This window comes from Ruegeria sp., from assembly GCF_965199275.1.
In the GTDB taxonomy this organism is placed as follows: Bacteria; Pseudomonadota; Alphaproteobacteria; order Rhodobacterales; family Rhodobacteraceae; genus Ruegeria.
Window position 1 is genome coordinate 1 of sequence record NZ_CBDAQX010000003.1, and the last position, 23,830, is coordinate 23,830.

Here is a 23,830-nt window from a genome sequence, read left to right on the forward strand (position 1 = left end):
CGTGCGCGCCGCCCTCCTGACTTCCGACATTTTTTCGTATAAGTCATTGATATTATTATGCCTTGGTTGCCAAAAGGCACTACACGGACTTTTTTCGCCAGCGATTGTTTCGGAGTGTTGAGGGAGCTCAGGCTTTGGTCTGGCCAGTTTTTCGGGTGCGCCCGGGGGGTATCTTGAAAGGGGCTTCGTTCCAGGTCAGGCCGACGCAGGTGAGGATGCGTCTGGCATCGACCGTGGCATGGCTTGGCATGCCGTAGCGGTCAGGGGTGCCTTTGTGGCGCAGGATCGAGAGCTGCAATGCGTTCAACTCGTTGCGGATACGAGCCGGGCTCATCGGGTGTCCGAGCAGGTCCAGATGCTTGCGCAGGTGCTGCAGGCAGCAGAAGGCCATGTAGCAGATGGCGATATGGGCCCGGACCCGACGCGGCGACCAGTGATAGATGGGCCGGATTTTCAGATCGTGCTTGTTGGTGCGGAAGCAGGCTTCGATCTCCCACAACTGGTGATAGCGGGCAATGACGTCCTGTGCCTCCAGTTCGTCCGCACCATGAACAACAATGGCATGCAGCCCGTCCCATTGTGCCGCTGCCTTGATCTTTGCATCATCCAGCGTGACGTCCCCGCTGTCGGGGAAGGCCAGGAAGCGGCCATATCCCCGGCTGCTGAAGCTGCCGGGTTTGCGAGAGCGCTTGAGCTTCTTGTGCAGCTTTTCGATTGCCTTGTCGCGCTTGTGGGCATCATTGCGTGCCCGGGTGGGTGACCAGGTCACAATGACCCGCGCTCCCTCCTGGTCGATCACCTTGTACCAGCCCTTCTCGGTTGCCTCTTCAGAACCGTGTCCAGCCCAAGGCTGGCGTCCCTCCGGGCTCAAAATGTTCGCCTTCACGGCGGCCGGGGCGGACTTCATGCGATAGCCGAGGATGTAGGGCAGACCCTTGTTCTGCAACATCTGCTGGTTGTCCTTGCTGAGCATGGCGGCATCGGCCACGAACGTGACCCTGGCCACGTCGAAGCGTCCCTCCAACGCCTTCAGCGCAGCTTCCAGCGTATGACCTTCCCAGGTGTTTCCCGGGAAGAGTTCATAGCCCACAGGCAGCCCATCGGAGGTGACGATCAGCGCCAGCATGACCTGAGCGCGGTGATGCTTGCCATCCTTGCTGAAGCCCTTGGCCAGAAGATGATCCTGCTCGACCCCGTCCGCATCCTCGGCCGGGTCCTCGCGCTCGGTGTCAAAGGCCAGGGTCGTGCAATCGTAGAACAGCACGGTCACTGGCCCGCCCAGCAACTTCTCTGCCGCCGCGTGAGAGGTTTTGCAAATCCCGTCTATCACCGGCGTATTGATGTAATCCATGCTCCGATAGACCACGTCCAGATTGAGCGTGATGCCTGCCTGGTTCTCCAACGCCTCCACGGTCGCGCGCTTGCTCTCGGGCTGTGCGATCCGCGCCATAACCAGCTCTTTCACAATGCGATTGGCACTTTTACGCGCCGCCCCCAGAAGGGCCCCCCAACCCAGTTGGTCATACATCGTCCCCATGACATCCCGCAGACCCAGAGAGACCCGCGCCTCCTCACGGCACTCGGCAAGATCAACGCCAAGCTTGTCCGGCCGCGGAGCGCGGCGCACCAGCGCCTGCAGATCGGCATATTCCGTGGGCGTGAACAGTTCCATTTGCGGCGAGCGATCAATGCGTAATTGCTCCATCAAGCGGCCCGCCAGACGCTTGATATCCTCAATCTCGCTGTCGTTATGGGCCACACCCACATGGCGCAGGATCTTCTGGCGTACCTTGGAGCCGGTGCGGACGGATTCAACGATCTGGATCCGTGTGCGGTTGAGCTTTGCGTCATGTTTGGTGCGGATGAACATGGGCGAAGAGGTTAGCCATCTGAAGGCCCATGTCAATACTTTTTATAATAATGGGGCACTACAACGCGCCTCTGAGCAACCACACCTGAAAACAAACCAAAAACCCAGTCAGATCAACAAAAAGGTCGGAAGTCAGGAAAGATGGCAAAATTGGTATCCGCTGGCCGGGGCCGGCATTGCCCGGCGCGACGTGGCCGCGTTCTGGGCCGCGCAGCCTTTCGATCTGGCGCTGGCAGGTGAGGACGGGCGCACACCCCTGGGCAATTGCGATGGCTGCTTTCTCAAGTCAGAGGCCGTGCGCGCCGCCCTGGCCCGCGATGACCCCGACCGCTTTGCCTGGTGGATAGAGATGGAAGCGCTGGCCTCGCGCCTCAGCAACACCCCCTCAGGCGCATACTGGCGCAAGGATGGAAGCTGCGCGGAGCTGGCCGATTTCGTGGCGCGCCAGGGGGACTGGATATTTGAGACCGAAGGCGCTCTGTGCCAGGCGGAAGCGGGAGAATGTACCTAGATGAAGGATATGGATATGGAAGAACAGGACAAAAACGCCGATCCCGGCACCACAGCCCGCACCGCCCTTCTGGAGCGGCTTTCGGGGATGGAGGATGTGGAGACGATCACCGAGGCGGTAACCACGGCGCTCATCGAGACCGGGGCAAAGGTGGAAATCCCCCAGCTCGCCTGCGGCATCGTGGAAATACAGCTTTACGGCCTCGTCGCCCACGGGGGCGATCTGGGTGCGGCCTGTCTGATGTGGCTGGAGGCGGCGCGGGCGGTTCACAGTGAAGACTGAACGCCGCCAGCCCTGGCTTCCGGGTTTGACGCCCCCACCCCGGATGCGCCGCGTGATGATGCATGCCGATGACCGGGGGCAGGCTCCGGGCCTGATGCCCGGCTGGCGCACCGCAAAGGGCGGGCATTTCACATGTGGCCGCTGCGGCCATGAGGCGGGCTGGCTTTTTGACATGACCGACAGTGAAGTGCGGCGCGGTGTGCCCTGTCCGGTCTGCAACGATCCCGCACCGCCCCGGGTATAACCAGAGCAGCGGACCATGGTCCGCTGACTGATGTGGCGCAAAGCCGCTAATGTGGGCAGGACCCTTTTGCCCGCATATCTTTCCCGGAGGCCTGCTGATGATGCCCACCCCTGAAGACTGGCAGAGCTTTGCCGCGCTCCTTGCGATCCTGGGCCTTCTGGGCGGCGCCGTGGTGGCCCTGCAGCGGCTGGGTCTTTTGCGGCGCAGCGCCTCCCCGCACCCATCCCGATCCGAACCCGGGGCAGATGTCACCGACCGGCTCGACCGCCACGCCGAACGGCTGACGCGGCTGGAAGGCGCGGTGGCCGGACTGGCCAGCCGCGAGGACATTCACGCGCTGCAGCTTGCCATCGAACGCCAGGCGGGCGCGGTCTCGGAGTTGCGCACCGCCATGGAGCGCGATGCCAGGGCCGTGGGCACCCTTTCGGCCGCCATCACCCGGATCGAGGACCATCTTCTGGGAGAGAGCCGCAGATGAGCTATGCCGCAACACTGGACGCCCACCGCCGCCTGGCCATCCTCACCCATCTTTCGGCCTGTCTCGAATATGCCTCCAACTCGGAGATCCTCATGGATGTCTGCAATGGGCTGGGCATTACCACCTCGCGCGACCGGCTGGTCTCAACGCTGGCCTGGCTCAGCGAACAGGAGCTTGTGACGCTGGAGGACCATGAGGGCTTCGTTCTGGCCTCGGCCACCGCGCGCGGCGTGGATATCGCGCAAGGCCGGGCCCTCCATCCCGGCGTGAGGCGGCCCGCACCAAAGGGGCCGTGACATGCCGCGACGGCGCAAGATCGATCTTCTGCCCTCGGCCATCCGTGACTGGCTGCGCGAAGAGCTCGCCGCGCAGGGGTTTGCCGACTATGACACGATCACCGACGCGCTCAATGACCGCCTGGCCGAGAAGGGGCTGCTGGTCACGATCGGGCGCTCAACGGTGCAGCGGTTCGGCCAGGAACACCGGGAGTTCTCGCGCCTTCAGCAGGAGGCCACCGGCTGGGCGGCGGGGTGGCTGGACGAGATCGGGCTGGAAGAGGAAGCCCGCCGCCAATCGGTGCTCTTCGAGATGATCACCACCGTGGCCTTCAAGGTGATGAAAGCGCAGATGACCCGGGAGGCCGGGGAGATCGATCCGCGTGATCTGCATTTCCTGGGCCGGATGATGAAGGATGTCATGAGCTCATCGGGCTTGCGCGAGGCAATGGCCGACAAGGAACGCAAACGCCTGGCCGAGGCCGAGCGCCGCGCCGGGGGAGAACGGGCCGGGGCGGCCGCGCGCGGGGCCGGTCTCAGCCCGGATGTTGCCGCCCTGATCCGGCAGGCGGTCGAGGGTGGTGATGCATGAGGACCCTTCTGCCCTATCAATCGGCCTGGGTGGGGGACCCCGCCCCGCTGGCCGTGATCGAGAAGTCCCGCCGCATCGGGATCAGCTGGGCCGAGGCCTATCACGCGGTGATGCATGCAGGCACGGGCCGGGGCGATATCTACTATCAGAGCTACGCACGCGACATGACGCGCGGCTTCATCGACGATTGCGCGGGCTGGGCCGAGGACCTCGACATCGCGGCCGGGGCGGCCGGCGAGGTTCTGATCCATGATGAGGGCCGCGACATCCAGGCCTTCCGGATCGCGCTGGCCTCGGGCAAACAGATCCTCGCCATGACCTCTTCCCCACGCGGGTTTCGGGGCAAGGGCCGTCCGGGCGATGTGGCGGTGATCGATGAGGCCGCCTTTGTCGACACGCTCGACGCGGTGCTGAAAGCGGCGCTTGCGTTTCTGACCTGGGGCGGCCGGGTGCGGATCATCTCCACCCATAACGGCGAGGCCAACCCGTTCAACACGCTGGTGCGTGATATCCGGGAGGCTCGCCAGCCGGGTACGCTCCACCGGGTGACACTGCGTGACGCGCTCGCTCAGGGGCTCTATGGGCGGATTGCACAGCTTACCGATCAACCGCTCACGCAGCCGGCCGAAACCGCCTGGGAGGCCGCCATCCGCGCCCAATATGGCCGCCACGGGCCGGAAGAGCTCGACTGCGTGCCCTCGGCGGGTGGCGGGGCCTGGCTGCTTTATGATCTCATCCGCGCCGCCTCACGGGATGCGCGCGCCGGAAACCCCGACCATCGCGGCTCCGGTCCCTGCTATATCGGTGTTGATGTGGCGCGCCGTCGCGACCTCTGGGTGGCCGCCGTGCTGGAAGATGATGGGGGCACGCTCTGGCTGCGCGAGATTGTCACACTGGACAACAAAACCTTTGCCGAACAGCGCGCCGAAATGCGCCGTCTTGCGCGCGCGCACCGCCCCTTGCGCATCCTGGTCGATCAGACCGGCATGGGCGAGGCGGTGGTCGAGCAGTACCAGGAAGACCATGGCGCGCTCACCGTGGAAGGGGTGCTGCTGTCGGCGGCCCGCAAGCTCGATGTGGCCGGCGCCCTGCGCGAGGCCTTCGAGGATCGCCGCATTCGCATTCCCGCCGATCCCGCGCTCTGGGATGATCTGCATTCCGTGCGCGCCGAACCCTCGGTCTCCGGGGCGCCGCGCCTTGTTGCCGACCGCAAGGACAGTGACGGGCATGCCGATCGCTTCTGGGCCCTGGCGCTCGCGGCCTTCGGAGCCGCCTCGGTGGCAGGGCCCTTCGAGATGCGGCCGGGTCCGCAACTCAGCTCCGCCGGGCTGGGCGGCGGGCCGGGCGCGGGCTACCGCGCCGATCCCGATCTCGACATCATCCGCTCGCCGCTGGCGGGCCCTGTTGGCTGGAGGTAAGCCATGGATCCCCGTGACAGTGATGTCCCCAAGCGCCCCGATACCGCAGAGCGGGCCGCACCGGCCCAGACCGCCCGGCTGGGCGGAACCGGCATCTGGGGTCAGACCGCAGGCTGGCTGGAAGGTCTGGGCAGCGCGCTGGCCGGCGGGCCGGGCGGCTTTGGCGGTGTCCCGGGCGATGACGCCGGACTGGACGCCGCCGAGATCGCCCTGACCGACAGCAAGGCCACCGCCGTGCTGGGCCAGCGCATCGACGGGTTGCTGGCGGCCCCCCTGGTGATCGAACCCGGCGGCACGCGCGCGCGGGACGTGGCGGCCGCCGACGATCTGCGCTTGCAGTTGGGCGGCCTCGACATGAACCGGGTCAGCCGGGCGCTTCTGCACGCGATCTGGTATGGCTATGCGATCTCCGAATGCCTTTGGGCGGTGGAGGGGCACCGCGTCCGGCTGGTCGATATCCGCAGTCGCGATCCGCGCCTCATCCGCCATGACCGGACCACGCTCGAGCCGCTGCTGATCACCCGGAGCCATCCGGCCGGGATCCCGCTGCCGCCAGCAAAATACATCCTGCACCGCACCCCGCCGCGCCATGGCGGGCAACCCTTCGGGCTGGGGGCCGCGCATTGGTGCATCTGGCCGGTCTGGCTCAAGCGGCAGGTGCTGCGCATGTGGTCGGTGGCGCTGGAGAAGTTCGGGGCGCCGGTGCTGGTGGGCAAATACAGACAGGATGCGCTGCAACCGGAGATCGATGCGCTGCTGGCAATCATGGGACAGGCGGTGACAGCCAGCTGCATCGCGCTGCCCGAGGGCCAGTCGGTGGAAACGCTGGCCGCCGCCGGTTCCGGCGGTGGAGCCGGTGGTAGAGGCTCGGGGGGCGGAGACTTCCGCTCCATGCTGTCCGCTCTGGATCGCATGATCGCCGAAGCGGTGGTGGGCCAGCACGCCACCTCCGAGATCGGCCAGCATGTGGGCACAGCCAGGGTCCAGAATGAAACCCTTCAGGCCCTCATCGCCAGTGACGAACATCGGCTTTCCGAATGCCTGCACGCCAGCGTGGCCACATGGCTCACCCACTGGAACTTTCCCGGGGCTGCCGTGCCCCGGCTTTACCGCGATACCGCGCCACCCGAGGACCTCGAGATCCGCGCAAAACGCGATTATTACATCACCCAGGCCTCCGGCCTGCGCCCCGCGCGCAGCTATATCGAAGAGACCTATGGTGGGGTCTGGGAAGAGCCGGCCCCCCGGCCCGACAGGCCGCCCGACATGTCTGATCCCACCGCAGAGTTTGCCGCGCCGCCCGGCGGCGCCCCGGGTGATGCCATCACCGGGCTGGTCGGCCATCTCATCGGCCCCGATATTGCCGCAGAGGCCGCCGCTGCCACGCTCATTCCCGTTCAGGGCGCACTGGATGAGGCGGAAACGCTTCAAGCGTTGCGCGACCGGCTGGCGGAACTGGCCACCCACCCAGCCGCCGAAGCGCTGGCCGGGCTTTACGCGCGCGCTGATTTTGCAGCCCAGCTCGCAGGCACCGCCGATGCGCCGGTGATGCCCGAAAGCGATCCGGAGGCGTGACCCCATGGCTGACCCGATCGATCTCACGCCACTGGCCACCGCCACAGCGCTTCAGCCCCGGGAAGCCATAGAGTTCTTTCGCGCCAAGGGCTACGCCCCGCCTGAAGGGCGCTATTCCTGGCGCGACTGGTGGGGCGCCTCCCATGCGCGCGGCTTCGTGGTCGCCAAGGCGATGCAGGACGATCTGCTGGCCACGATCCGCGAAGCCGTGGACGAGGCCATCGCCGGGGGCTGGACCATGGAGCAGTTCCGCGCGGCGCTGGAGCCAAAGCTCAAGGCCGCCGGATGGTGGGGCCGCAAGAGCATGACCGATCCGCTCACCGGCGAGACCCGCATCGTACAGCTTGGCTCGAAACGCCGCCTTGCCGTCATATTCGACACCAACCTGCGCACCGCATATGCCGCCGGACGCTGGATGCGCATCCAGCGCACCAAAGAGGTCTTTCCCTATCTCGAATATATCCAGCTCCAGCGCGCCAGCCGCCGCGCGGCGCATCAGCCTTTCCACGGGCTGGTTGTGCCGGTCGATCATATCTGGTGGGCCGCGCATTTCCCGCCCAACGGCTATTTCTGCGCCTGTACCACCCGCCAGCTCTCCGCCCGCGCGCTGGAACGCCGGGGCCTGACCGTCGCCACCGAGCCACCAATGGAAACCCGCAGCCTGACCGATCCCCGCACCGGGCGCAGCCTTGAGGTTCCCAAGGGCATCACGCCGGGCTTTGAGACCAACCCCGGGGCCACATTCCTCGCCGAGCAGGGCCGCCATGATGCCATCGCCGAGGGCCTGGACCCGGTGGCGCGCGGCATCGAACTGGGGCTGATCCACGAAGCCCGCGCACGCGGCCTCAGAACCGGCAGGGAACATCTCGCCGCCATCGATCTCGACGCCGACACCCCCGTGCGTGGCGGCAATGCCGCACCCGTGGAATGGGTGGAGGGCGCGCGAGACCGGGTCGACTTGTCTCCGGAGATGCTCGACATATTGAGAGACCCGGCCCGCCGTATCGGCGTCGTGCACAATCATCCCGATTCCGCAGCCCTGTCATCTGTTGATCTTGAGCAGCTGGAAAAGCGACCCGGCCTCGTGCGCGTCGTCGCCGTGGGCCATGATGGCTCGCTCTTCCGCGCCACCGATCCCCGCCCCGGGCTTGGCCACACCGCCAATCGCCTCTGGCAACTGGCCACGCTGCGCATCAACGAGCAAGCGGCCGGTCTCGACATGAACGCCCCCGCCATGCAGCGGCTGGCCTCCCATGCCGCCACCAGCGCACTGGACCGCGCAGGCTACGTCAACTATGCTCACGCCATCGCCGGGGGCAGCCGCGTCAACCTGATGCGCTTTGGCGAAGACCGCATGGAGCAACTGATCGCAGGACTTCTCGAATGGCTGGTTTCCTGACATGGGAAGACCTCGAAAGGCACGGTCTCACCGAGTGCGATCCACGTGATCGCGAAGATCTCGATGATCGGATGTTCGGTGATTTCCTCTACGATCATGAGCCAGGGCAGTCCGTGGACTGGCTCCGTCAAACACTCAAATCCGGCAAACCGACCTGCGGCGCCGGATTCGCCGTGGAACTGAGATGCTCCATCGGGGCTGTCAGAAACGGCCTGCGGTTCCCCTGGGGTGCGGGCCTGCCCGAACCCGCAGAGATTCACCGATTGCGGGATTGCGTGCGCGAGGCCATTGCGCAGATCACCGCATGGGTCGAGGGTCACGGTATCGACCGCCTTGATACCCCTGAGGAAGAGGCCGCAGCCCGGCATGGATGGCCTGATGCCGTGGGCAAGGCCTGGACACCGCAATGGGACATCCTCGGGATCGAACCACCCAACTGGTGGGCCCGTTCCTGAACCGCCCCAACACAGGCCCTAAACGCATCTTCAAAGCCCCGTTAAACGCCAATGCCACGCGCTCTGACCGATCGGCGCAATCCGGGTGTTCTGGCCTGCGCAGATCGTGGAAAATCCGCCCGATTCCGGGCCCTGAAATGCGAAGAAAAAACCAGCGTTTTCCGGCGATCTGAACCACTGAGCGGTCGAGATTAGGCAAATCACTGTCGCAAGCCCGATTTTGAGCCCTCATCGTCACGCCTCCTCAAGCACCCGAAAAACCCCTTATTCTGCGCGGTTTAACGCCCCTCATCCCAGATAGGCCCGGATAGGCCCGGATAGGCCCGATTGAGCATTAATTCTGTCGGGGCACATCAGGTAGGGCACTCAACCCAATTGCGCCCAGCCCAAGATAGGATGCGGTTGACCATCGGGACTTGACCGTTTCGTTCGTTATCTTGTTCCAGACGGCCACAGCTGTCAGCCCCCAACAAATCCACAGTAAGGCCATCGTCCATGTCGTACCTGCCAAGACGAAAAAAGGTGTGAAGGTACCCGAAATGCTTGGATAGATCGCGGCGTGATCAATGCGACGCAATAGTGTGCGCCCTTGGTGCCATGTGGAAAAGTGATAGGCCAAGGATGCTAGATTGGATGACAGCGCACAAAGCACGTAAACCGAGACCGCAAGAACCAGTTTAGGTTCGAGGCCCAGGATTGACTTAAAGAGAAGTAACCCACCGGCAGTCAGGATCGCCAGCAGCCCGATCGCATGGACGGCAATATCGGCATGGCGGTGCGATTGGACAGGGCTTGGATACGTCGTTTCAGTCATTTTGGTTCCGGGCAAAGATAGGTCTGGCGCTACATCTAGAAACGCGGTGTGTCCATGGTTCCGACGCGTCAGATCTAGGCGCTACGTCAAATGACTGCATCGTCCACGAAGTAGTTTTCAGACGTCGGGCTGTGAAACCCTGGAATGAAACGTTTGCGACCTGCTGCACAAGCAAAGGACCGAAAGTTAGCTAATGACCGATATTGGCTCTTTCACCCAGTCTAGGGAAGTCGCAGAGAAAGTCGGCATCGAGCCCACAGCAGTCAATTGTCTTTTGGCTAGCAATAAAACTAAAATAGAGCCTTTGCTTCGAAACGTTTTAACGTTGGACGAGCGACTTTCATTCGCCGCTCAGAATGCGTCTGTTCAGAAAAGAGACGACTTAACTCCGCTTCCATTGGCGTAGAAATTAACTCGACGCGATGAGGATCAAAATAGTAGCTTTCCGACCAAACACCTGAAGAAAGCAATAGTTCATGCTGGTCAAACATCAGGTGAAAATACTCAACCGGCTCGGCGCTACGGTTTCTATAGATCGTGTCCCCGTTGCAAAGGTGTTTTGCAGCAACAAGGGCTTCATCCAACCCGAACAATAGTTCGGCTTTCCAACCAGATAACAGCACTCTGTGTTCAGGTGAAACTCGTAGCTCCTGAGAATTACCTAGAGCCCCTTTAGCAACAACGATGGGGGCCAGTTTTCCAATTGCGGGAACCATGACTTTGCCGATCCAACGGATCTGCCGTAAGCCGTTGTCAAGCGTGAGAACATAATCACCAACTTTCAAATCCTCTACCGGTCTAGGTCCATCGCGAGTTTCAATTGTTGAACCTCGAACGAAACAAGGTATAGGCGGAGGAGAAACCGCAGTTCCAATATTGAAATTTTCGTTGTTAAACGGTGTTCCGCTATCGAGATCGCCGTCCCCGTTGGTGTCCAAATCCGGACGAGACCTTGCTATAATCGGGTCAACTGGGTTGCCGCCACTATCAATGAATGTTTCATCAATCGAGAAAGCTAGCGTGCCACTTATACTCGAACCAAATTCCGGATCGTCCAGCGAAACATCATCATTGGTTGTGAAAAACGAGTCGCCTTGTTCCTTGGCACCGCTGTTGGGGCCGCCGGTCTCCTTAATCTTCGACCCGTCGTTCACATCAAGGTCGTATTGAATTCCGTCTCTAAAGACGGAGACACGTGTAAAAATAATCTGATTAAAATCGAGTTCGCCATCCAATGGAGGGCCTTGTATATCGCCGCTTACAATATCGATTTCGATCAAGTCGGTAGCTTCGAAAGTAAAGGATGTTGACAGTTGAGTTGAACCAGAACCAACGTCATCAATCGCATCGACAAATGCTACCTGCGAACCAGTAAAGTACAGCGTCGTGACTTGATTGGCGCCCAGTGGTGTCGGAAGCGCACCGGAACCGCCAGTGTCATATGTGAAACCACCGCCTGGATTTTGGTTCCCTCCGCCATCGTCAGTGATCCAGTTGTCAGGGTCCCCAATGAGTTCCAGCAGATTCTCTCGAAGAACTTCCGGAGGTTCTGTATATGTGTTTCCATTCAAGGCAGTCGTCGGGTCAAAGACCATAAAGTCTTCATCCCCCGGGATCGTCACCGCTCCGTTTGTCGCGTCCAGACCTGTCCCATCTAAGATTGGACCTCCGTCTACACCAACGTCTTCATTTGAAATGACCGAGATGAACCCGTCGGGATCTGGAACGACCGTTGTACCATCATACGATCCCTGTACCGCCCAGAGTTGCTCATTGCTTTGAGCCAAAAGGCCTCCGCCGCGGAGATACTCAACCGATCCGACTGGATCTCCCGAGGGTGACGAGCCATCTACTATTTCCGCTTCAGGTCCACCTTGAAAGAAAGGCGTCATATCGATGGTGAGAACCTGACCAGCCGGAATGTCCTCTGTTACTGTCCATTCAATGACCTGTTCGCCAGGAACAAACTCAGTCCCGGTCCACTCTGTGTCAGTAAAATAGATGACTTCGCCGGCGGAAATTGTCGCTGTCGTTAGAAAAGCGACATTTTCGTTGTCGGCATCCCAACCGACAAATACGATATCACCAGCGTTTAGCGCCAATATTTTCCTCTCGGAGAAATAACGTATTTAGATAAAACAGCATTTGAATTCGTCAGGTAAGACCGCCAACGAACCAAACTTCCAGAGTGTTGCGCAACGCATTCACAATTGCGAAAGTAAAAACTTGGTCGCTAAGAATTGTTTGGTAGGAAAAGGAGTACTTCGTCCGCATCTCGGAAGTCACCATGCTTGGAGTTGAAGGTCAGCTTTGTCCGCATTGCAGGCATTGGGTGGAATTCGCCAAGCGTCCAGCCTGGGCCCGATGTGTTACGTTCCATTTGACGCGATTTTTTGCTACTGGGGACAGTCTATGATACGATCTTTCGCATGTACGATGTCCGAGAGTTCGTCCATCTAACAATCGCGTGCCTGATGGTCGTCGGTTCTGGGACGAGCGCGATGTCTGTCGAGGACCTGCCGAACTGTCCAGGCCATATCGGCGAAGCCAAACTACCCATGGAATGCAACTGCACCAAAGAAGCTCAGAGAATACGTCCGTTTAACGTACAAGGATGCGGTACTTACGCTTGGTGGAGCAATATATGCATGGCGGCAATACATGCTGGAGTTGCCACGCGTGAGGGAGGCCCGGTTCGAATAGAGCAAAGAGAGCCTCAGGCGGAGTATATTGGTTGCTTGCAAAACGGTATGTTCAGCAATGACATGCATCGCAGTGACTTGCCCAGCTATGTAGTCTTGCCCATAAGTGGCGAGTAAGCCGCCAATAGTATTCCGTCTCAATTCAGTCGCAATCCAACGCCTTCATTCAGAAAGCGTCCAATTTGTCCGCAAAGCAGACATTCGCATTAGATATCAACTGTCACCTTAGTGCACATTTACGCACGTCATGAAACGCATTGCTATTGGCGGCGGACGTTGCAGATCTGTTCGGTGATCAGCTATGCTTTGGCGCATTGTCTGAGTTTCCCTTTAATTAAGTCATGAGATTTTACGCTCCCCACAGATCCTCCCTTACCCTGCCTTCCGGACATCGGTTTCCGCAGGACAAGTACAGAATGCTCCATACGCTACTGCTGAAAGACAGTATTATTCAGGAGGCGCAGCTGGCGGAGTCTTTGCCTGCCAGCGATGAATCAATACTGCGCGCGCACGCCGCCGGTTTTGTCGCGCAGTTTGAAAACGGGGAACTGGAAGAAAAAGCCATGAAACGGATTGGGTTTCCGTGGAGCCCGGAACTCGTGAGGCGGGTTCGCGCCACGGCCGGTGGCGCAATTGCTGCTGCTGAGACAGCTCAGGAGTACGGTATTTCGGGGCAGCTCGCTGGCGGCACGCACCACGCCCATCCGACTTTTGGATCTGGCTATTGCGTCTACAACGATCAGGCTGTCGCGGCGCTCCACCTACTTGCGGCTGGCATAGTCAAAAGGGTCGCGATCATCGATCTTGATGTCCATCAGGGCGATGGCAGCGCCGCCATTTTCGCTACCAACCCATCGGTCTTCGTCTTTTCGATGCACGGCGAAAAGAATTTTCCGTTCCGAAAGTTTCCGGCGGATCTCGATGTTGCCCTGCCGGATGGCACCGGCGACGAGGATTACCTTCGCTCTTTAGCCGATCACTTGCCGGCTGTGTTCGAATTTCGCCCCGAACTCATTCTGTACCAGGCAGGCGTTGATCCGCTGGCAGAAGACAAGCTAGGGCGGCTGGCGCTGACCCATAGTGGCCTTATCCAACGCGATCAGGCGGTACTGAACGCCTGCAAAGGCCGCGGCATCCCGGTCTCGATGGCAATCGGCGGCGGCTATGCCGACCCCATTGAGGCGTCCGTCACGGCTTACGCCAATACCTACTGGGTCGCAAAGAAGCTTCACCGATTTTGACGACGGATATGATCTCAGTGATTTGCCATGCTCACTGTGTTTAGATGGTCCACAGAGAGCCCAAACCTACCATTTCAGTCTCTAGGGAGGTCCATCATCATTTCATGCCACCGCACCCCACCGTGATCAGATGCGGATGGCTGAGTGTACCGATAGCCAAACTTCTCATAGAGGGGGACGTGGTGTTCTTTGCACATAAGATGGATGGTTTCTTTTTTCGCGTCAGTCATACGCTTAACGAATTCAGACATTAGCATGGTGGACAACCCAAGGCCCTGATGTGCCGGATCTACTACCACTGACATAATCACGACATTTTGAGCAGCTGGGTCATGCCCGATGAGTTCTTTGAAGTCTTCGTCGGACATTTCAACATCATACGCGCAACCGCTGTTTATGAAGCCAACGATCTGGTTGTCGACTTCGAGGATCAAAAAACCTTGCGGATACTCAACGATGCGCTTGGAAATCTTTTCATGTGTCGCTGCTTCGTCGCCGTCGTAGGCTAGCGTCTCAATTTCAAAGCAGCGTGTTGCATCCGTTGGTGAAGCGGTACGAAAATTTTGGTTGCTCATGCCCATAGTCAATCTGTAAATAAATCAACGACAAGGCTAAGCGATTGTTCGGTTGAAAGCCAGTTCACGGGAAACGTCAGCATTGTCCTCAAAGTGAACAATTGGTGGATTTAAGTGAAGGTTTGCTTCGGAGCCAGAGACGACTTAGATAATGGGCACAGAATTTGTCTTTTAGGGCGCAGAGCGGAAGTTTGCTGCAGATGCCGCAAGTAATTCTGAGAACGCAAAAGCGGACTTTCACCGGATAGCTAGTTGGATATTGGCGGCCGTTTCAAGAAGCGCTTTTTCGATGGTTGATCTCTGTTTTGCAAACCGAGAAGTGGGCACCGGGATAGAGACCGCGTGCAGATCGCCAAACTCTGCGGACCAAGCTCCTTGTCGATTGAGCACCTCAATCGCAACATAGGACAAAACCACGTGTTTGCTTCCACCGTATTCTAGAGACCTAAAAAGACTTCTGTTTTCCTTACGTTGTTCTCGCATGAGAAGACCAACTGTCAATCGGCATTGAATAATGACCCCCCATCGGCGTCCAAATTTGACCCCCCTTGGAGCTAAGAGGGGCGTTGAGGGGGTCGTGTTTAGGTTGATTCAGGAGGGGGTGGACAGCAGGTCAAACCGAAAAGAGAGCGTAGCTCGACTGAAGGTTTGACCTGCTGTCTGTTTTGAATTTATTCCCCGATTTCGAGGTTAGTCGCGGTGGTTAATTCGCCAGCTTTCGTTCCCGGTTTCGATGATATCGCAATGGTGTGTCAGTCGATCCAGGAGAGCAGTGGTCATTTTGGCATCTGTGAACACACTCGGCCATTCAGCAAATGCGAGGTTGGTTGTTAGCAGAATAGACGTTCGCTCGTACAGTTTGCTGATGAGATGGAAGAGTAATCGTCCACCAGACTCTGCGAACGGCAGATAACCGAGTTCGTCTATAATCACGAGGTCGACGCGGATCAGCTACTCGCTGAGCCGCCCGGCGTTGCCTTCGCGATGTTCAGCCTCCAGCTTGTTCGCGAGATCCACAGCGCTGAAGAACCTGACCCGCCGGCGGTTATTGACCGCGTGGCCCCCGATCGCTGTTGCGAGATGCGTTTTGCCCGATCCGGTTCCACCGACCAGCACGCCATTCCTGGCCTGGTCCATAAAATCGCCGTCATGAAGATTGCGCACGACTTCCTCGTTGACGGGGCTGACCGTGAAGTCGAACTCAGGTAAGGACTTGCAGACCGGGAACTTTGCGGCACCCATCTGATACCGGATCGAGCGCGCAGTCTTTTCGGCCAGTTCGGCCGTGAGGAGTTCGGCCACGACCTGTTGGGGCCGCCAGTTGTTTTTGGCTGCGGCCTGCATCACTTCGTCAAAGCAGTTGACGATGCCTGGCAACTTCAGTTGACGGGCAAGTTCGAGAATTTCCTTACGCAGTTGCATGGGAGCCTCCAAGCCTGTCATAGCGAGCGCAATCCGCGATCGGTGCCATTTTCAGCTGCAGGTGGGCAGGCGGCTCAATCGCCTTTGGCGGCGGGGGATTGGTGCGCCGAGAGACAATGTTCAGGATCGCATCGGCCTTGCGCAGGCCAGATTTTAGAGCTTCTTCGCAGGCAGCCTCGACCACATCAATGTCGTGCTGGTAAGCAGCGAAAAGAATATCGGCAAGTTGCCGGTCTCCGTCGGATGTGCCCCGCAGATGGGTCCAGATCTGCGTCATTGCCGGTGGTAGGTCCCAGTCACGGAACGGTGCTCCATTGCGCAGAGCGCCAGGCTTGCGCTTGAGGACGGGCACATAGTGCCAAGGGTTGAAGATCGTTTTTCCTCGGCCGAAGCACCGTTCGTGCTCTCCGACAATCTCACCGTCTTGGCGCAGGACAATCCGCGTGGCGTAGACCTGCAACTGGACCTGACGTCCAACAGCTCTTGCCTCAACGCTGTATTTGTTTCTTTCGAAGTTGATCAGGCAGGTTCGGCTCACGGCGACCGTCTTTTCACGGAACCCGACGAAGGGCTTCTGCAGATGCGTCAGCAGCGGCTTTTCCTGCTGGAACTCCTCCCAGACCGTCACCTCCAGGTTTTCCGGATGCCGCAGTTCTTTTGCGCGTTTGATCGCGTCTTTTTGCAGCCGGGCATTCAATTCATCGAAGTCGGCCACCTCCAGACGCGGTGTAAAACTATAGGCGCGGCTCTCCTTGACCAGATTCTCAACCTGACCCTTCTCCCAACCGGCCGCGCGCGTACAGGCGATCGGGTTCACCAGATGATGAGAACACATCCGGGAGAATGCCTTGTTGAACTTTCTTTCCTTGCCCGACAGGATCGCATCGACGGCGGTCGTCATGTTATCGTAGATCCCGTTGATGCAGCCTCCACCAAAGAATTTGAAGGCCTCGTCGTGGGCATCAAAGACCATCTCCTGCGTCTCGCGCGGATAGGCAATGGAGAATGGCATGCGGCTATGGCAAAGTTTGAAATGGGCAACCTTCACGGTCGTGAGTGCACCGTCCATCAAAACCGTCTCCACACTCCAGTCGAACTGGTACGCCTCCCCAGGATCAAAGATCAGCGGGATGAACGCCTGCGCCTGTTGTCGGCCGTGCGCAATGCGCCAATTCTTTGTGTAGCGTCGAACACTGTCATACCCGCCGCCAAAACCATCATCGGAGAGTTCCTTCCAGATTTTGGTCATCCGCTTGCGGTGTTTCTTCGGAAGCGCCTCGTTCTCCTCAAGCGTTTCATCCAGACGCGCGCGCCAAGGCCCGAGCACCGGGTATGGCTGCGATTTGCGCTCATATTTGAACTCCGTCACTCCCGATCGGATTATCTTTCGAACCGTTGCACGGCTCAAATTGAGCGAACGGCAAATTTCCTTGATGCTCTTTTTTTCGATCAGGTGTAAGCGACGCACTTTTCTAATAGTTTCCACGCAAATCATCCCGCTTGCCTCTCCATCGACTGCTCAATGAAAAGGATGTCTACAACCATAGGGAGGGGTCAAATTTGGACGCCGATTTCCCCGCTTAGGGGGTCAAAATTGCACGCTTTTCTACACCGCCTTCGCCGGGTGGGCGCTGTTGCGTCAGGTCACAACACCCCGGATGGCATTGGCCTTGGTGGTCGGCGCGGCAGGTGCGCTTTGGGTGATTTTTCGCGCTGATTGGCAGGCGTTCCGGGCCTTCTCGATCGGAGGGGGCGAGATCATCTATTTCTGGGGCTGCGTTGCCCATGCGATCTACACCCCGATGGTGCGCAAACTGAACCGGGGCGAGCCGGCCGTAGTGTTCACCTTCGGCACGCTCGTCGCAGGGTGCCTGTTGCTGACCGGCTTTGGCTGGCGCGATATCCTTGCAACCGACTGGGCCAACCTTCCGGGTATCGTTTGGCTGGGCCTGTTCTACCTGTCCTTCTTTGCAACAGCTGTCAGTTTCGTGCTGGTGCAGTTCGCAGCTTTGCGCCTGCCCTCGGCCAAAGTGATGGCGTATACTTATCTCGTCCCAAGCTGGGTGATCCTGTGGGAGATCGCGCTGGGCAACGGCATCCCGACGGGCCTTATTCTGGGCGGGGTCGGGCTGACCATCCTCGCGCTTCTCATGCTCTTGAAAGACGAAGCGCCCGCTCCGCAAACAGCGCCGGAGTGACTCTTGTGCTTGATCCCAGCTGTGGCAGAATTCGACAATTGCACGAAAGGAACGCAAAAATGACCCGAGTTTTCGTGATTGGAACGGCCCTTTTCCTCTGTGCCTGTGCCCCGACCGTCTCTGACCAGAAGGGATCAGATCTGCAGGCCAGTTGTGAGGCGCTGGTCTCGGCGGAAACTGGGGTGGCATCTGGTGATGTCCAAGCGACCTCAACGCAGTCAGAGGCAACAGGAACACTCGTGAGCGTCTCTGTGGCGGGTGCTGAAGCGCCCTGGATTTGCCGGGCCGATGCGACCGGTGTGATCACCGACGTAGAATACAGTCAGGAGGGGTAAACCGGCCCTTTTGAAGGGGTTGAGCCAGATCAAGGCCCTAAATTGCGGTGTCCTCTAATCTCAAAACTGGAGAGAGGAGGAATTCATGTACAATCACATCATGATCCCTGTCGACTTGCATATGCCGCCTGAGGTCCAGAAGGCAACTGCAGTCGCGACTGAAATCGCCAAATGGCAGAGCGCCAAGGTTACCCTCGTCAGCGTGACGGGTATGCAGCCTGGTGAAGCCTTGCAAACGGATGAGGCGATTGCCGAAAGCCTATCCGCGCTGGCAGACGAGATCGGCAAACTGATTGGCACCGAGGTTGAGACGCGCAATATCCACTCCGTCGACGTGGCCGCCGAAGTGGACGGGGATCTTGCGAAAGCCGCCGAAGAGATTGGCGCGGATCTGATCGTTGTTGGCACACACGCCCCGCGGATCACAGACTACATCTTCACGAGCCACGCCGGGAAACTGGCGCAGCATTCAAAAATGTCGGTCTTCGTGGTCAGATGACTTAGGGGTCGTCTCCCGACGGTAGCTCGACTTCCAAAAACCGTTCGAACGCGTCCAGATTGACGGGTTCGAACTGCCCGAAGCCCTGCATCCAGACCGAGGCTGCGCGCAGGGCGTCCGGCTCCAACTTGCACCATTTCACCCGCCCACGTTTTTCCTGGCTGATCAGCCCGGCGCGGGTCAGGATAACCAGATGTTTCGAGATCGCGGCCAGCGACATCTCGAACGGTTCGGCCACATCGGTGACGGCCATGTCATCCTCCAGCAGCATCGCAAGGATGGTGCGGCGGGTTGGATCGGCCAAAGCGGCAAAAACAGTATCAAGATCGCTAGACATGGCACGTTCCTAATACGCAGGAACCGGTTTGACAATTTGCAGCCCATCGCGATGCTGCGCGTTGACTTGCAAATGGGTGTCTCAATGCCGCTGAAATACTGGCTGGTGATCTGTATCCTCGGCATCGGCTGGGGCATGTCCTTCATGTTCAACGCCATTTTGCTGCGCGAACTCGGGCCGCTGTCCGTGTCCATGGGACGGGTTGGGTTCGGAGCGCTGGGATGCTGGATTTACGTTATTGGCGCCCGTCTGAACGTACGCCTGTCAGTCAATCGCGCGATTGCCTTGCTGGGGTTTGGTGCGCTCAGCTATGCCGCACCATTCGCGTTTTATGCGCTGGGCCAGCAGCATATCGGCGCGGGTGTAGCGGGTATCGTGAACGCAACGACGCCTGCCTTCGCCGTCATCGTCTCGCATTTCTGGCCGGGGGGTGAGCGGGCAAGCTTCTTGAAGTCTCTGGGCGTGGTCTGTGGGTTCGCGGGCATTGTCGTGCTGTCGCTGCCGGTTCTGCACTCTGGGGCCGATTCCCAGTTCTGGGCCATTCTGCTGATCCTGCTGGCTCCGGTTTGCTATGCCTTCTCGGTCAACTTCGCGCGCGCGTTCCGGGATATGCAGCCCGTGGTTCTGGTTGCCTTGGCTCTGACCGGAGCAACACTGGCAATCACTCCGCTGGCCCTCTGGCAAGAGGGGTTGCCCCATGTCACCCGGGTTGAAACCTGGGCGTCTCTGCTGATGATCGGATTTGTCCTGACCTCGGCGGCGTTCATCGTGTTCTATTGGTTGCTGCCCAAAGTGGGTCCGACGAACATTTCAACCGTTACCCTCATCGCGCCGGTCTCGGCGTTGGTGCTGGGAACGTGGGTGTTGCAAGAGGCCCTGCGCCCCGAGCATTTGCTTGGTATGGCAGCGATCCTTGTCGGGCTTTTGCTGATCGATGGGCGCATCATTCGACGGTTGCGCCGAGGCTCGGAAGTCAAAGATCAACCAAGGGGTTGAATATGGCATTTTGGGCGAATTGCCTGATTTTGGCCTTTGCCTGTGCAGTTGAGCGATTTTGAGTAGGTGCTTTATTATCTTAAAATCAGTACTTTAACCTGCGTCAATTCGGGCGTTCAAGCCCGTGTCGAGAACATTCTGAATTGTCCGGTGTAGGTAACATGCCAATTGTCCGCTTCAGTTGATTGCGCGGTGGCCCAATTCGGAGGGAGCCGTAGGCGACCGTAGATTTGGGCCACCGCGTTCGCGCCACGTCGAAGCGGGTCACGCGACTTTGTGTTTGCTATCCTCCTGTGTGATGGGTGATCCGTCAGGCTGGTAGCGGCCAATGCATCTCGGGCCGTGGAAGATGACCAGTTGACCATCGGGGTATTCGTGGACCCTGACCTTCGCCTTGACGAAATGATGACGGTGCCTGTCTGCCGCGATCTGCATGACCAGGCCCTTGTAGCGCACCGTATTGTCGTTGCCGACGACGCGGTCTTCCTGCACACACAGGGTGTCGCGCACATTGCCTGTAAACGGCACGAAGGCCGAGGTCGTATCCTCCGGCTCCCTTGCAAACAGGGCATTGTGTTCGGGAAGATAGACCTCTTTCAGGAACTGATTGGCCTCTTCAATGGTTGTGATCCCATGGGACCGCAGTTCCTGCGGCAATCGGTTCTGGAACGTGCCAAACATGCGTTCAGACCGTCCACGGGCCTGCGGTGAATAGGCCGGGATCAGCTCAATGCCGAGTTGCTGCAAGGCGCGCCCGACCTGGGTCAGATTGTCCTTGTCCACTTTGCCGCCCGCTTCGGGCGTATGCCAGTAATGAGAGCCCCGATCGGCATAGAGCGAGCAAAACAGACCTTGCGCCTCGATCACCTCTGTCAGCCCCTGAAAACTGCTCATCGTCCCTTCTTCCTCGACAAAGAATGCCGAATAAACCCGGTTGGTGGCATCGTCCATGGTGACGATCAGATCCCACCACTGACCCGGAACCCATTCATGGCTGGAGCCGTCCTGATGCAACATCATGCCAACCATCGGACGGCGGGGCCGCTTGCGCCGATGGGCACCTCGTCGGGGTGCTGCCTGAACCCGGCCGTGGCGCTGCAGTGTAAGCCGCACCCAGTTGTAGCTCTGTGTGAAACCATGGTGGGCCACCAGCTTCTCGTGGAAATGCTTCGGCGTGTAATCCCAGTACTTGGTATCAAACAGTTCAAGCATCTCCATGACCTTATCCGTGGCAACACGATTGTTGGCCAGTTTGCCAAGCCGACGGTCGTACAGACCTTCTGCACCATCCGCCTCAAATCGATCCTCCCAACGCCTGACGGTGCGCACGGATACACCCAGTATCTCAGCCGCCTGTTCTTGCGTCAGCTTGTTCGCGCTTCGCCGCGAATACACATCTTCAAACTTCATCAGTCGAACTTCCTGTAACACTTCTGCTCGGTTCATAACGCCTCCTCTCAGAGACAGAATAGAACCGGACAGATCGCATGTTACATACACCGGACATATCGCGTGTTAGCGACATTCGGGCGTTCAAGCCCGTTGACTCTGCGCCCCTTGCCCCTTAGCACCTAGCCTCAAGACTGTACGAGGGAAACGCCCGTGACCGATGACGACCAAAAGCAGCGTATGGCGCAGCTTGAGGCCAAGATCGACGCGGCGAAAAAGGCAAAACAGCCCAAACCCCGTGCAGATGCTGACGTATCCGGAGGCGAGCTTGCCTGGAGGATGGTCATCGAAATGGTATCCGGTCTGGGGATCGGATTTGGCATCGGATACGGGCTGGACAGCCTGCTCGGGACAATCCCGATCTTTCTGGTGCTGTTCACATTGCTGGGCCTTGTCGCGGGCGTGAAGGTTATGCTCCGCAGCGCGAAAGAGGCCCAAGAGAAACAAATGGCGGCGACGGCTGCCGAGAAGGACGAGAGGGACTGAACGTGGCAACTGAGACCACCGCAGCAGAAGGCAGCAGCCTGGTATTCCACCCAATGGATCAGTTCATCGTCAAACCGCTGTTTGGCGACGGCGCTGTTGGTATGTTCACCATCACCAACGTGACCCTGTGGCTGTTCTTTGCAATCGTCGCGGTTGTTCTGCTTCTGGTTCTGCCCACATCGAAGCGCGCAATCGTTCCGACACGTATGCAGTCGATCGCAGAACTGACCTACGGTTTCGTCTACAAGATGCTGGAAGACATCTGCGGCAAGGAAGGCGTTAAGTTCTTCCCTTATGTCATGACCCTGTTCATGTTCATTGTCTGCGCCAACTTCCTGGGCCTGATCCCGACCTCGTTCACTACAACCTCGCATTTCGCAGTCACCATTCCGCTGGCTCTGGCTGTGTTCCTGACCGTGACCGTTCTGGGCTTCGTCAAAAACGGCGCCGCGTTCCTGGGCCTGTTCTGGGTTTCCAGCGCGCCTTTGGCACTGCGCCCGATCCTGGCGATCATCGAGCTGATCTCGTACTTCGTGCGCCCCGTCAGCCACTCCATTCGTCTTGCCGGGAACGTCATGGCTGGCCACGCGGTTATCAAGGTTTTCGCAGGCTTCGCTGCGGTTGCCGTGATCTCGCCCGTGTCCGTTCTGGCGATCACCGCAATGTATGGTCTTGAGGTCCTGGTGGCCTTCATTCAGGCCTACGTATTCACCATTCTGACCTGTGTTTATCTGAAAGATGCGCTGCATCCGTCGCACTAAGGTCCGAACACCCAACATCGAAACTTCCAATTCGTAAGGAGATACATCATGGAAGGCGATCTCGCACACATCGGCGCAGGCCTGGCAGCAATCGGTTCCGGCGCAGCCGCAATCGGGGTGGGCAACGTAGCAGGCAACTTCCTGGCCGGCGCCCTGCGCAACCCTTCGGCGGCTGCTTCGCAGACCGCAACCCTGTTCATCGGTATCGCATTCGCAGAAGCCCTGGGGATCTTCGCATTCCTGGTCTCGCTGCTGCTGATGTTCGCCGTATAATCTGCGGAACCTGATCCTTACGCGCAGGTGGGTCCAAGCCATAGCGGCCCGCCTGTTGTAAAGACAAGTTTCCGACGGAGGATATCATGGCGACTGAACCCCTTACAGAAGAGGTAGCTGGCTCGTGCGTCGACTCCTATGGCTCTGCCATCGGGATGCCACAGCTCTGCTTCGATTGGTTCCCCAACCAGATTTTCTGGCTGGTCATTACGCTGGTCGTCATCTTTCTGGTCCTGTCTCGCGTGGCTCTGCCCCGCATCGCGGCAATCCTGGCTGAACGTCAGGGGACCATTACAAATGACCTGGCTGCGGCCGAAGATCTGAAGGCCAAGGCGGTCGAGGCCGAAGAGGCCTACAACAAGGCGCTGGCCGATGCCCGTTCTGAGGCACAGCGTATCGCAGCGGAAGCCCGCGCCGAAATCCAGTCTGGTCTGGATGACGCGATTGCCAAAGCGGATGCGGAAATCGCTGCAAAGGCGGCTGAATCGGAGAAGGCAATTGCCGACATCCGTGCCGGTGCGCTGGAAAGCATTCAAGTGGTTGCCAAGGATACGGCGGCTGAACTGGTGACTGCACTGGGCGGTGAGGCAGATGCCAAAGCCATCGACAGTGCCGTTGACGCGCAGATGAAAGGATAAGTGAC

At 59.1% G+C, this 23,830-nt stretch carries 26 protein-coding genes and 2 pseudogenes; 20 read left to right on the forward strand and 8 right to left on the reverse strand.

Annotated features, from left to right (window positions below):
• Positions 1 to 127: 127 nt before the first annotated feature.
• Positions 128 to 1,870, reverse strand: a complete 1,743-nt coding sequence (locus tag ACOERD_RS00865; protein ID WP_419737624.1) for an IS1634 family transposase — start codon at positions 1,868 to 1,870, stop codon at positions 128 to 130.
• Here ACOERD_RS00865 and ACOERD_RS00870 point away from each other — a divergent pair.
• The 10 genes from ACOERD_RS00870 (at position 1,863) to ACOERD_RS00915 (ending at position 9,099) form a co-directional block, all read left to right on the forward strand.
• Positions 1,863 to 2,381 (forward strand): hypothetical protein, encoded by a 519-nt coding sequence (locus ACOERD_RS00870; protein ID WP_419737719.1) that lies wholly within the window; start codon positions 1,863 to 1,865, stop codon positions 2,379 to 2,381. The two genes, ACOERD_RS00865 and ACOERD_RS00870, sit on opposite strands and share 8 nt — an antisense overlap.
• On the forward strand, positions 2,382 to 2,663 hold the full coding sequence (locus ACOERD_RS00875) for a hypothetical protein (RefSeq protein WP_419737720.1): 282 nt from the start codon (positions 2,382 to 2,384) through the stop codon (positions 2,661 to 2,663).
• Positions 2,653 to 2,907: a hypothetical protein gene (locus ACOERD_RS00880; protein WP_419737721.1), complete on the forward strand. Its 255-nt coding sequence runs from the start codon at positions 2,653 to 2,655 to the stop codon at positions 2,905 to 2,907. Before ACOERD_RS00875 ends, ACOERD_RS00880 begins: the two co-directional genes overlap by 11 nt.
• Before the next feature lie 49 nt (positions 2,908 to 2,956).
• Complete coding sequence (locus ACOERD_RS00885) at positions 2,957 to 3,385, forward strand: DUF2730 family protein (RefSeq protein ID WP_419737722.1); 429 nt, start codon at positions 2,957 to 2,959, stop codon at positions 3,383 to 3,385.
• A complete protein-coding gene (locus ACOERD_RS00890) occupies positions 3,382 to 3,681 on the forward strand; it encodes a hypothetical protein (RefSeq protein ID WP_419737723.1) in 300 nt (99 codons plus the stop codon). The genes ACOERD_RS00885 and ACOERD_RS00890 overlap by 4 nt, the downstream gene beginning before the upstream one ends.
• Before the next feature lies 1 nt (position 3,682).
• Positions 3,683 to 4,252, forward strand: coding sequence for a phage protein Gp27 family protein (locus tag ACOERD_RS00895; protein WP_419737724.1), 570 nt, complete (start codon positions 3,683 to 3,685; stop codon positions 4,250 to 4,252).
• Positions 4,249 to 5,670: a hypothetical protein gene (locus tag ACOERD_RS00900; RefSeq protein WP_419737725.1), complete on the forward strand. Its 1,422-nt coding sequence runs from the start codon at positions 4,249 to 4,251 to the stop codon at positions 5,668 to 5,670. Before ACOERD_RS00895 ends, ACOERD_RS00900 begins: the two co-directional genes overlap by 4 nt.
• A gap of 3 nt (positions 5,671 to 5,673) precedes the next feature.
• Positions 5,674 to 7,245, forward strand: coding sequence for a phage portal protein family protein (locus tag ACOERD_RS00905; RefSeq protein ID WP_419737726.1), 1,572 nt, complete (start codon positions 5,674 to 5,676; stop codon positions 7,243 to 7,245).
• Positions 7,246 to 7,417: 172 nt separating this feature from the next.
• Entirely contained in the window at positions 7,418 to 8,644 is a 1,227-nt protein-coding gene (locus ACOERD_RS00910; protein WP_419737727.1) for a phage minor head protein, read from the forward strand.
• On the forward strand, positions 8,629 to 9,099 hold the full coding sequence (locus ACOERD_RS00915; RefSeq protein ID WP_419737728.1) for a hypothetical protein: 471 nt from the start codon (positions 8,629 to 8,631) through the stop codon (positions 9,097 to 9,099). The genes ACOERD_RS00910 and ACOERD_RS00915 overlap by 16 nt, the downstream gene beginning before the upstream one ends.
• Positions 9,100 to 9,433: 334 nt before the next feature.
• Here the strand turns inward: ACOERD_RS00915 and trhA are convergent, their stop codons facing one another.
• Together trhA and ACOERD_RS00925 are read right to left on the reverse strand one after the other, a co-directional pair.
• A complete protein-coding gene (gene trhA, locus ACOERD_RS00920; protein ID WP_419737729.1) occupies positions 9,434 to 9,913 on the reverse strand; it encodes a PAQR family membrane homeostasis protein TrhA in 480 nt (159 codons plus the stop codon).
• A gap of 290 nt (positions 9,914 to 10,203) precedes the next feature.
• Positions 10,204 to 12,015, reverse strand: a complete 1,812-nt coding sequence (locus ACOERD_RS00925) for a Hint domain-containing protein (RefSeq protein WP_419737730.1) — start codon at positions 12,013 to 12,015, stop codon at positions 10,204 to 10,206.
• Positions 12,016 to 12,471: 456 nt separating this feature from the next.
• Here ACOERD_RS00925 and ACOERD_RS00930 point away from each other — a divergent pair, with 456 nt between their 5' ends.
• Entirely contained in the window at positions 12,472 to 12,732 is a 261-nt protein-coding gene (locus ACOERD_RS00930; protein ID WP_419737811.1) for an LCCL domain-containing protein, read from the forward strand.
• A 224-nt stretch (positions 12,733 to 12,956) separates the two neighbouring features.
• Entirely contained in the window at positions 12,957 to 13,856 is a 900-nt protein-coding gene (locus ACOERD_RS00935) for a histone deacetylase (protein ID WP_419737731.1), read from the forward strand.
• 74 nt (positions 13,857 to 13,930) lie between these two features.
• On the opposite strand, the gene ACOERD_RS00940 is transcribed toward ACOERD_RS00935, so the two are convergent.
• The 3 genes and pseudogenes from ACOERD_RS00940 to istA form a co-directional block, all read right to left on the reverse strand.
• Positions 13,931 to 14,437 (reverse strand): GNAT family N-acetyltransferase, encoded by a 507-nt coding sequence (locus ACOERD_RS00940; protein WP_419737812.1) that lies wholly within the window; start codon positions 14,435 to 14,437, stop codon positions 13,931 to 13,933.
• Between the two features lie 684 nt (positions 14,438 to 15,121).
• Positions 15,122 to 15,853 (reverse strand): annotated as a pseudogene (gene istB / locus ACOERD_RS00945) (IS21-like element helper ATPase IstB).
• Positions 15,840 to 17,348, reverse strand: coding sequence for an IS21 family transposase (istA, locus tag ACOERD_RS00950; protein WP_419737605.1), 1,509 nt, complete (start codon positions 17,346 to 17,348; stop codon positions 15,840 to 15,842). The pseudogene istB and the gene istA overlap by 14 nt, the downstream one beginning before the upstream one ends.
• 118 nt (positions 17,349 to 17,466) lie before the next feature.
• Between istA and ACOERD_RS00955 the strand changes: the two are divergent.
• The 3 genes and pseudogenes from ACOERD_RS00955 to ACOERD_RS00965 form a co-directional block, all read left to right on the forward strand.
• Positions 17,467 to 18,051: pseudogene (locus ACOERD_RS00955) on the forward strand (EamA family transporter); the annotation flags it as partial.
• 59 nt (positions 18,052 to 18,110) lie between these two features.
• Complete coding sequence (locus ACOERD_RS00960) at positions 18,111 to 18,386, forward strand: hypothetical protein (protein WP_419737732.1); 276 nt, start codon at positions 18,111 to 18,113, stop codon at positions 18,384 to 18,386.
• Positions 18,387 to 18,471: 85 nt separating this feature from the next.
• Positions 18,472 to 18,885, forward strand: coding sequence for a universal stress protein (locus ACOERD_RS00965; protein ID WP_419737733.1), 414 nt, complete (start codon positions 18,472 to 18,474; stop codon positions 18,883 to 18,885).
• Between the two features lies 1 nt (position 18,886).
• On the opposite strand, the gene ACOERD_RS00970 is transcribed toward ACOERD_RS00965, so the two are convergent.
• Positions 18,887 to 19,222 (reverse strand): metalloregulator ArsR/SmtB family transcription factor, encoded by a 336-nt coding sequence (locus ACOERD_RS00970; RefSeq protein WP_170641466.1) that lies wholly within the window; start codon positions 19,220 to 19,222, stop codon positions 18,887 to 18,889.
• Positions 19,223 to 19,306: 84 nt separating this feature from the next.
• Between ACOERD_RS00970 and ACOERD_RS00975 the strand changes: the two genes are divergently transcribed.
• Positions 19,307 to 20,218 (forward strand): DMT family transporter, encoded by a 912-nt coding sequence (locus ACOERD_RS00975; protein WP_419737813.1) that lies wholly within the window; start codon positions 19,307 to 19,309, stop codon positions 20,216 to 20,218.
• A gap of 264 nt (positions 20,219 to 20,482) precedes the next feature.
• Here ACOERD_RS00975 and ACOERD_RS00980 read toward each other — a convergent pair whose 3' ends face one another.
• Positions 20,483 to 21,664, reverse strand: a complete 1,182-nt coding sequence (locus tag ACOERD_RS00980) for an ISNCY family transposase (RefSeq protein WP_419737600.1) — start codon at positions 21,662 to 21,664, stop codon at positions 20,483 to 20,485.
• 156 nt (positions 21,665 to 21,820) lie between these two features.
• Here ACOERD_RS00980 and ACOERD_RS00985 point away from each other — a divergent pair, with 156 nt between their 5' ends.
• The 4 genes from ACOERD_RS00985 (at position 21,821) to ACOERD_RS01000 (ending at position 23,825) form a co-directional block, all read left to right on the forward strand.
• Entirely contained in the window at positions 21,821 to 22,153 is a 333-nt protein-coding gene (locus ACOERD_RS00985; RefSeq protein WP_170380482.1) for an AtpZ/AtpI family protein, read from the forward strand.
• Positions 22,154 to 22,155: 2 nt separating this feature from the next.
• Positions 22,156 to 22,914, forward strand: a complete 759-nt coding sequence (locus ACOERD_RS00990; RefSeq protein WP_170380481.1) for a F0F1 ATP synthase subunit A — start codon at positions 22,156 to 22,158, stop codon at positions 22,912 to 22,914.
• Positions 22,915 to 22,962: 48 nt separating this feature from the next.
• Complete coding sequence (locus ACOERD_RS00995; RefSeq protein ID WP_005981269.1) at positions 22,963 to 23,187, forward strand: F0F1 ATP synthase subunit C; 225 nt, start codon at positions 22,963 to 22,965, stop codon at positions 23,185 to 23,187.
• A gap of 86 nt (positions 23,188 to 23,273) precedes the next feature.
• Entirely contained in the window at positions 23,274 to 23,825 is a 552-nt protein-coding gene (locus ACOERD_RS01000) for a F0F1 ATP synthase subunit B' (protein ID WP_170380480.1), read from the forward strand.
• Positions 23,826 to 23,830: the final 5 nt, after the last annotated feature.

Excerpts from the sequence above, each read along its gene's own strand:
- ACOERD_RS00995 (WP_005981269.1), top strand. The coding sequence starts at position 22,963 with ATGGAAGGCGATCTCGCACACATCGGCGCAGGCCTGGCAGCAATCGGT.
- ACOERD_RS00960 (WP_419737732.1), top strand. The coding sequence starts at position 18,111 with ATGACCCGAGTTTTCGTGATTGGAACGGCCCTTTTCCTCTGTGCCTGT.
- ACOERD_RS00890 (WP_419737723.1), top strand. The coding sequence starts at position 3,382 with ATGAGCTATGCCGCAACACTGGACGCCCACCGCCGCCTGGCCATCCTC.
- ACOERD_RS00930 (WP_419737811.1), top strand. The coding sequence starts at position 12,472 with ATGGAATGCAACTGCACCAAAGAAGCTCAGAGAATACGTCCGTTTAAC.
- trhA (WP_419737729.1), bottom strand. The coding sequence starts at position 9,913 with ATGACTGAAACGACGTATCCAAGCCCTGTCCAATCGCACCGCCATGCC.
- ACOERD_RS01000 (WP_170380480.1), top strand. The coding sequence starts at position 23,274 with ATGGCGACTGAACCCCTTACAGAAGAGGTAGCTGGCTCGTGCGTCGAC.
- ACOERD_RS00970 (WP_170641466.1), bottom strand. The coding sequence starts at position 19,222 with ATGTCTAGCGATCTTGATACTGTTTTTGCCGCTTTGGCCGATCCAACC.
- ACOERD_RS00875 (WP_419737720.1), top strand. The coding sequence starts at position 2,382 with ATGAAGGATATGGATATGGAAGAACAGGACAAAAACGCCGATCCCGGC.
- ACOERD_RS00895 (WP_419737724.1), top strand. The coding sequence starts at position 3,683 with ATGCCGCGACGGCGCAAGATCGATCTTCTGCCCTCGGCCATCCGTGAC.
- istA (WP_419737605.1), bottom strand. The coding sequence starts at position 17,348 with ATGATTTGCGTGGAAACTATTAGAAAAGTGCGTCGCTTACACCTGATC.
- ACOERD_RS00975 (WP_419737813.1), top strand. The coding sequence starts at position 19,307 with ATGCCGCTGAAATACTGGCTGGTGATCTGTATCCTCGGCATCGGCTGG.
- ACOERD_RS00900 (WP_419737725.1), top strand. The coding sequence starts at position 4,249 with ATGAGGACCCTTCTGCCCTATCAATCGGCCTGGGTGGGGGACCCCGCC.
- ACOERD_RS00870 (WP_419737719.1), top strand. The coding sequence starts at position 1,863 with ATGAACATGGGCGAAGAGGTTAGCCATCTGAAGGCCCATGTCAATACT.
- ACOERD_RS00965 (WP_419737733.1), top strand. The coding sequence starts at position 18,472 with ATGTACAATCACATCATGATCCCTGTCGACTTGCATATGCCGCCTGAG.
- ACOERD_RS00885 (WP_419737722.1), top strand. The coding sequence starts at position 2,957 with ATGTGGGCAGGACCCTTTTGCCCGCATATCTTTCCCGGAGGCCTGCTG.
- ACOERD_RS00915 (WP_419737728.1), top strand. The coding sequence starts at position 8,629 with ATGGCTGGTTTCCTGACATGGGAAGACCTCGAAAGGCACGGTCTCACC.
- ACOERD_RS00980 (WP_419737600.1), bottom strand. The coding sequence starts at position 21,664 with ATGAACCGAGCAGAAGTGTTACAGGAAGTTCGACTGATGAAGTTTGAA.
- ACOERD_RS00865 (WP_419737624.1), bottom strand. The coding sequence starts at position 1,870 with ATGTTCATCCGCACCAAACATGACGCAAAGCTCAACCGCACACGGATC.
- ACOERD_RS00905 (WP_419737726.1), top strand. The coding sequence starts at position 5,674 with ATGGATCCCCGTGACAGTGATGTCCCCAAGCGCCCCGATACCGCAGAG.
- ACOERD_RS00935 (WP_419737731.1), top strand. The coding sequence starts at position 12,957 with ATGAGATTTTACGCTCCCCACAGATCCTCCCTTACCCTGCCTTCCGGA.
- ACOERD_RS00910 (WP_419737727.1), top strand. The coding sequence starts at position 7,418 with ATGCAGGACGATCTGCTGGCCACGATCCGCGAAGCCGTGGACGAGGCC.
- ACOERD_RS00940 (WP_419737812.1), bottom strand. The coding sequence starts at position 14,437 with ATGGGCATGAGCAACCAAAATTTTCGTACCGCTTCACCAACGGATGCA.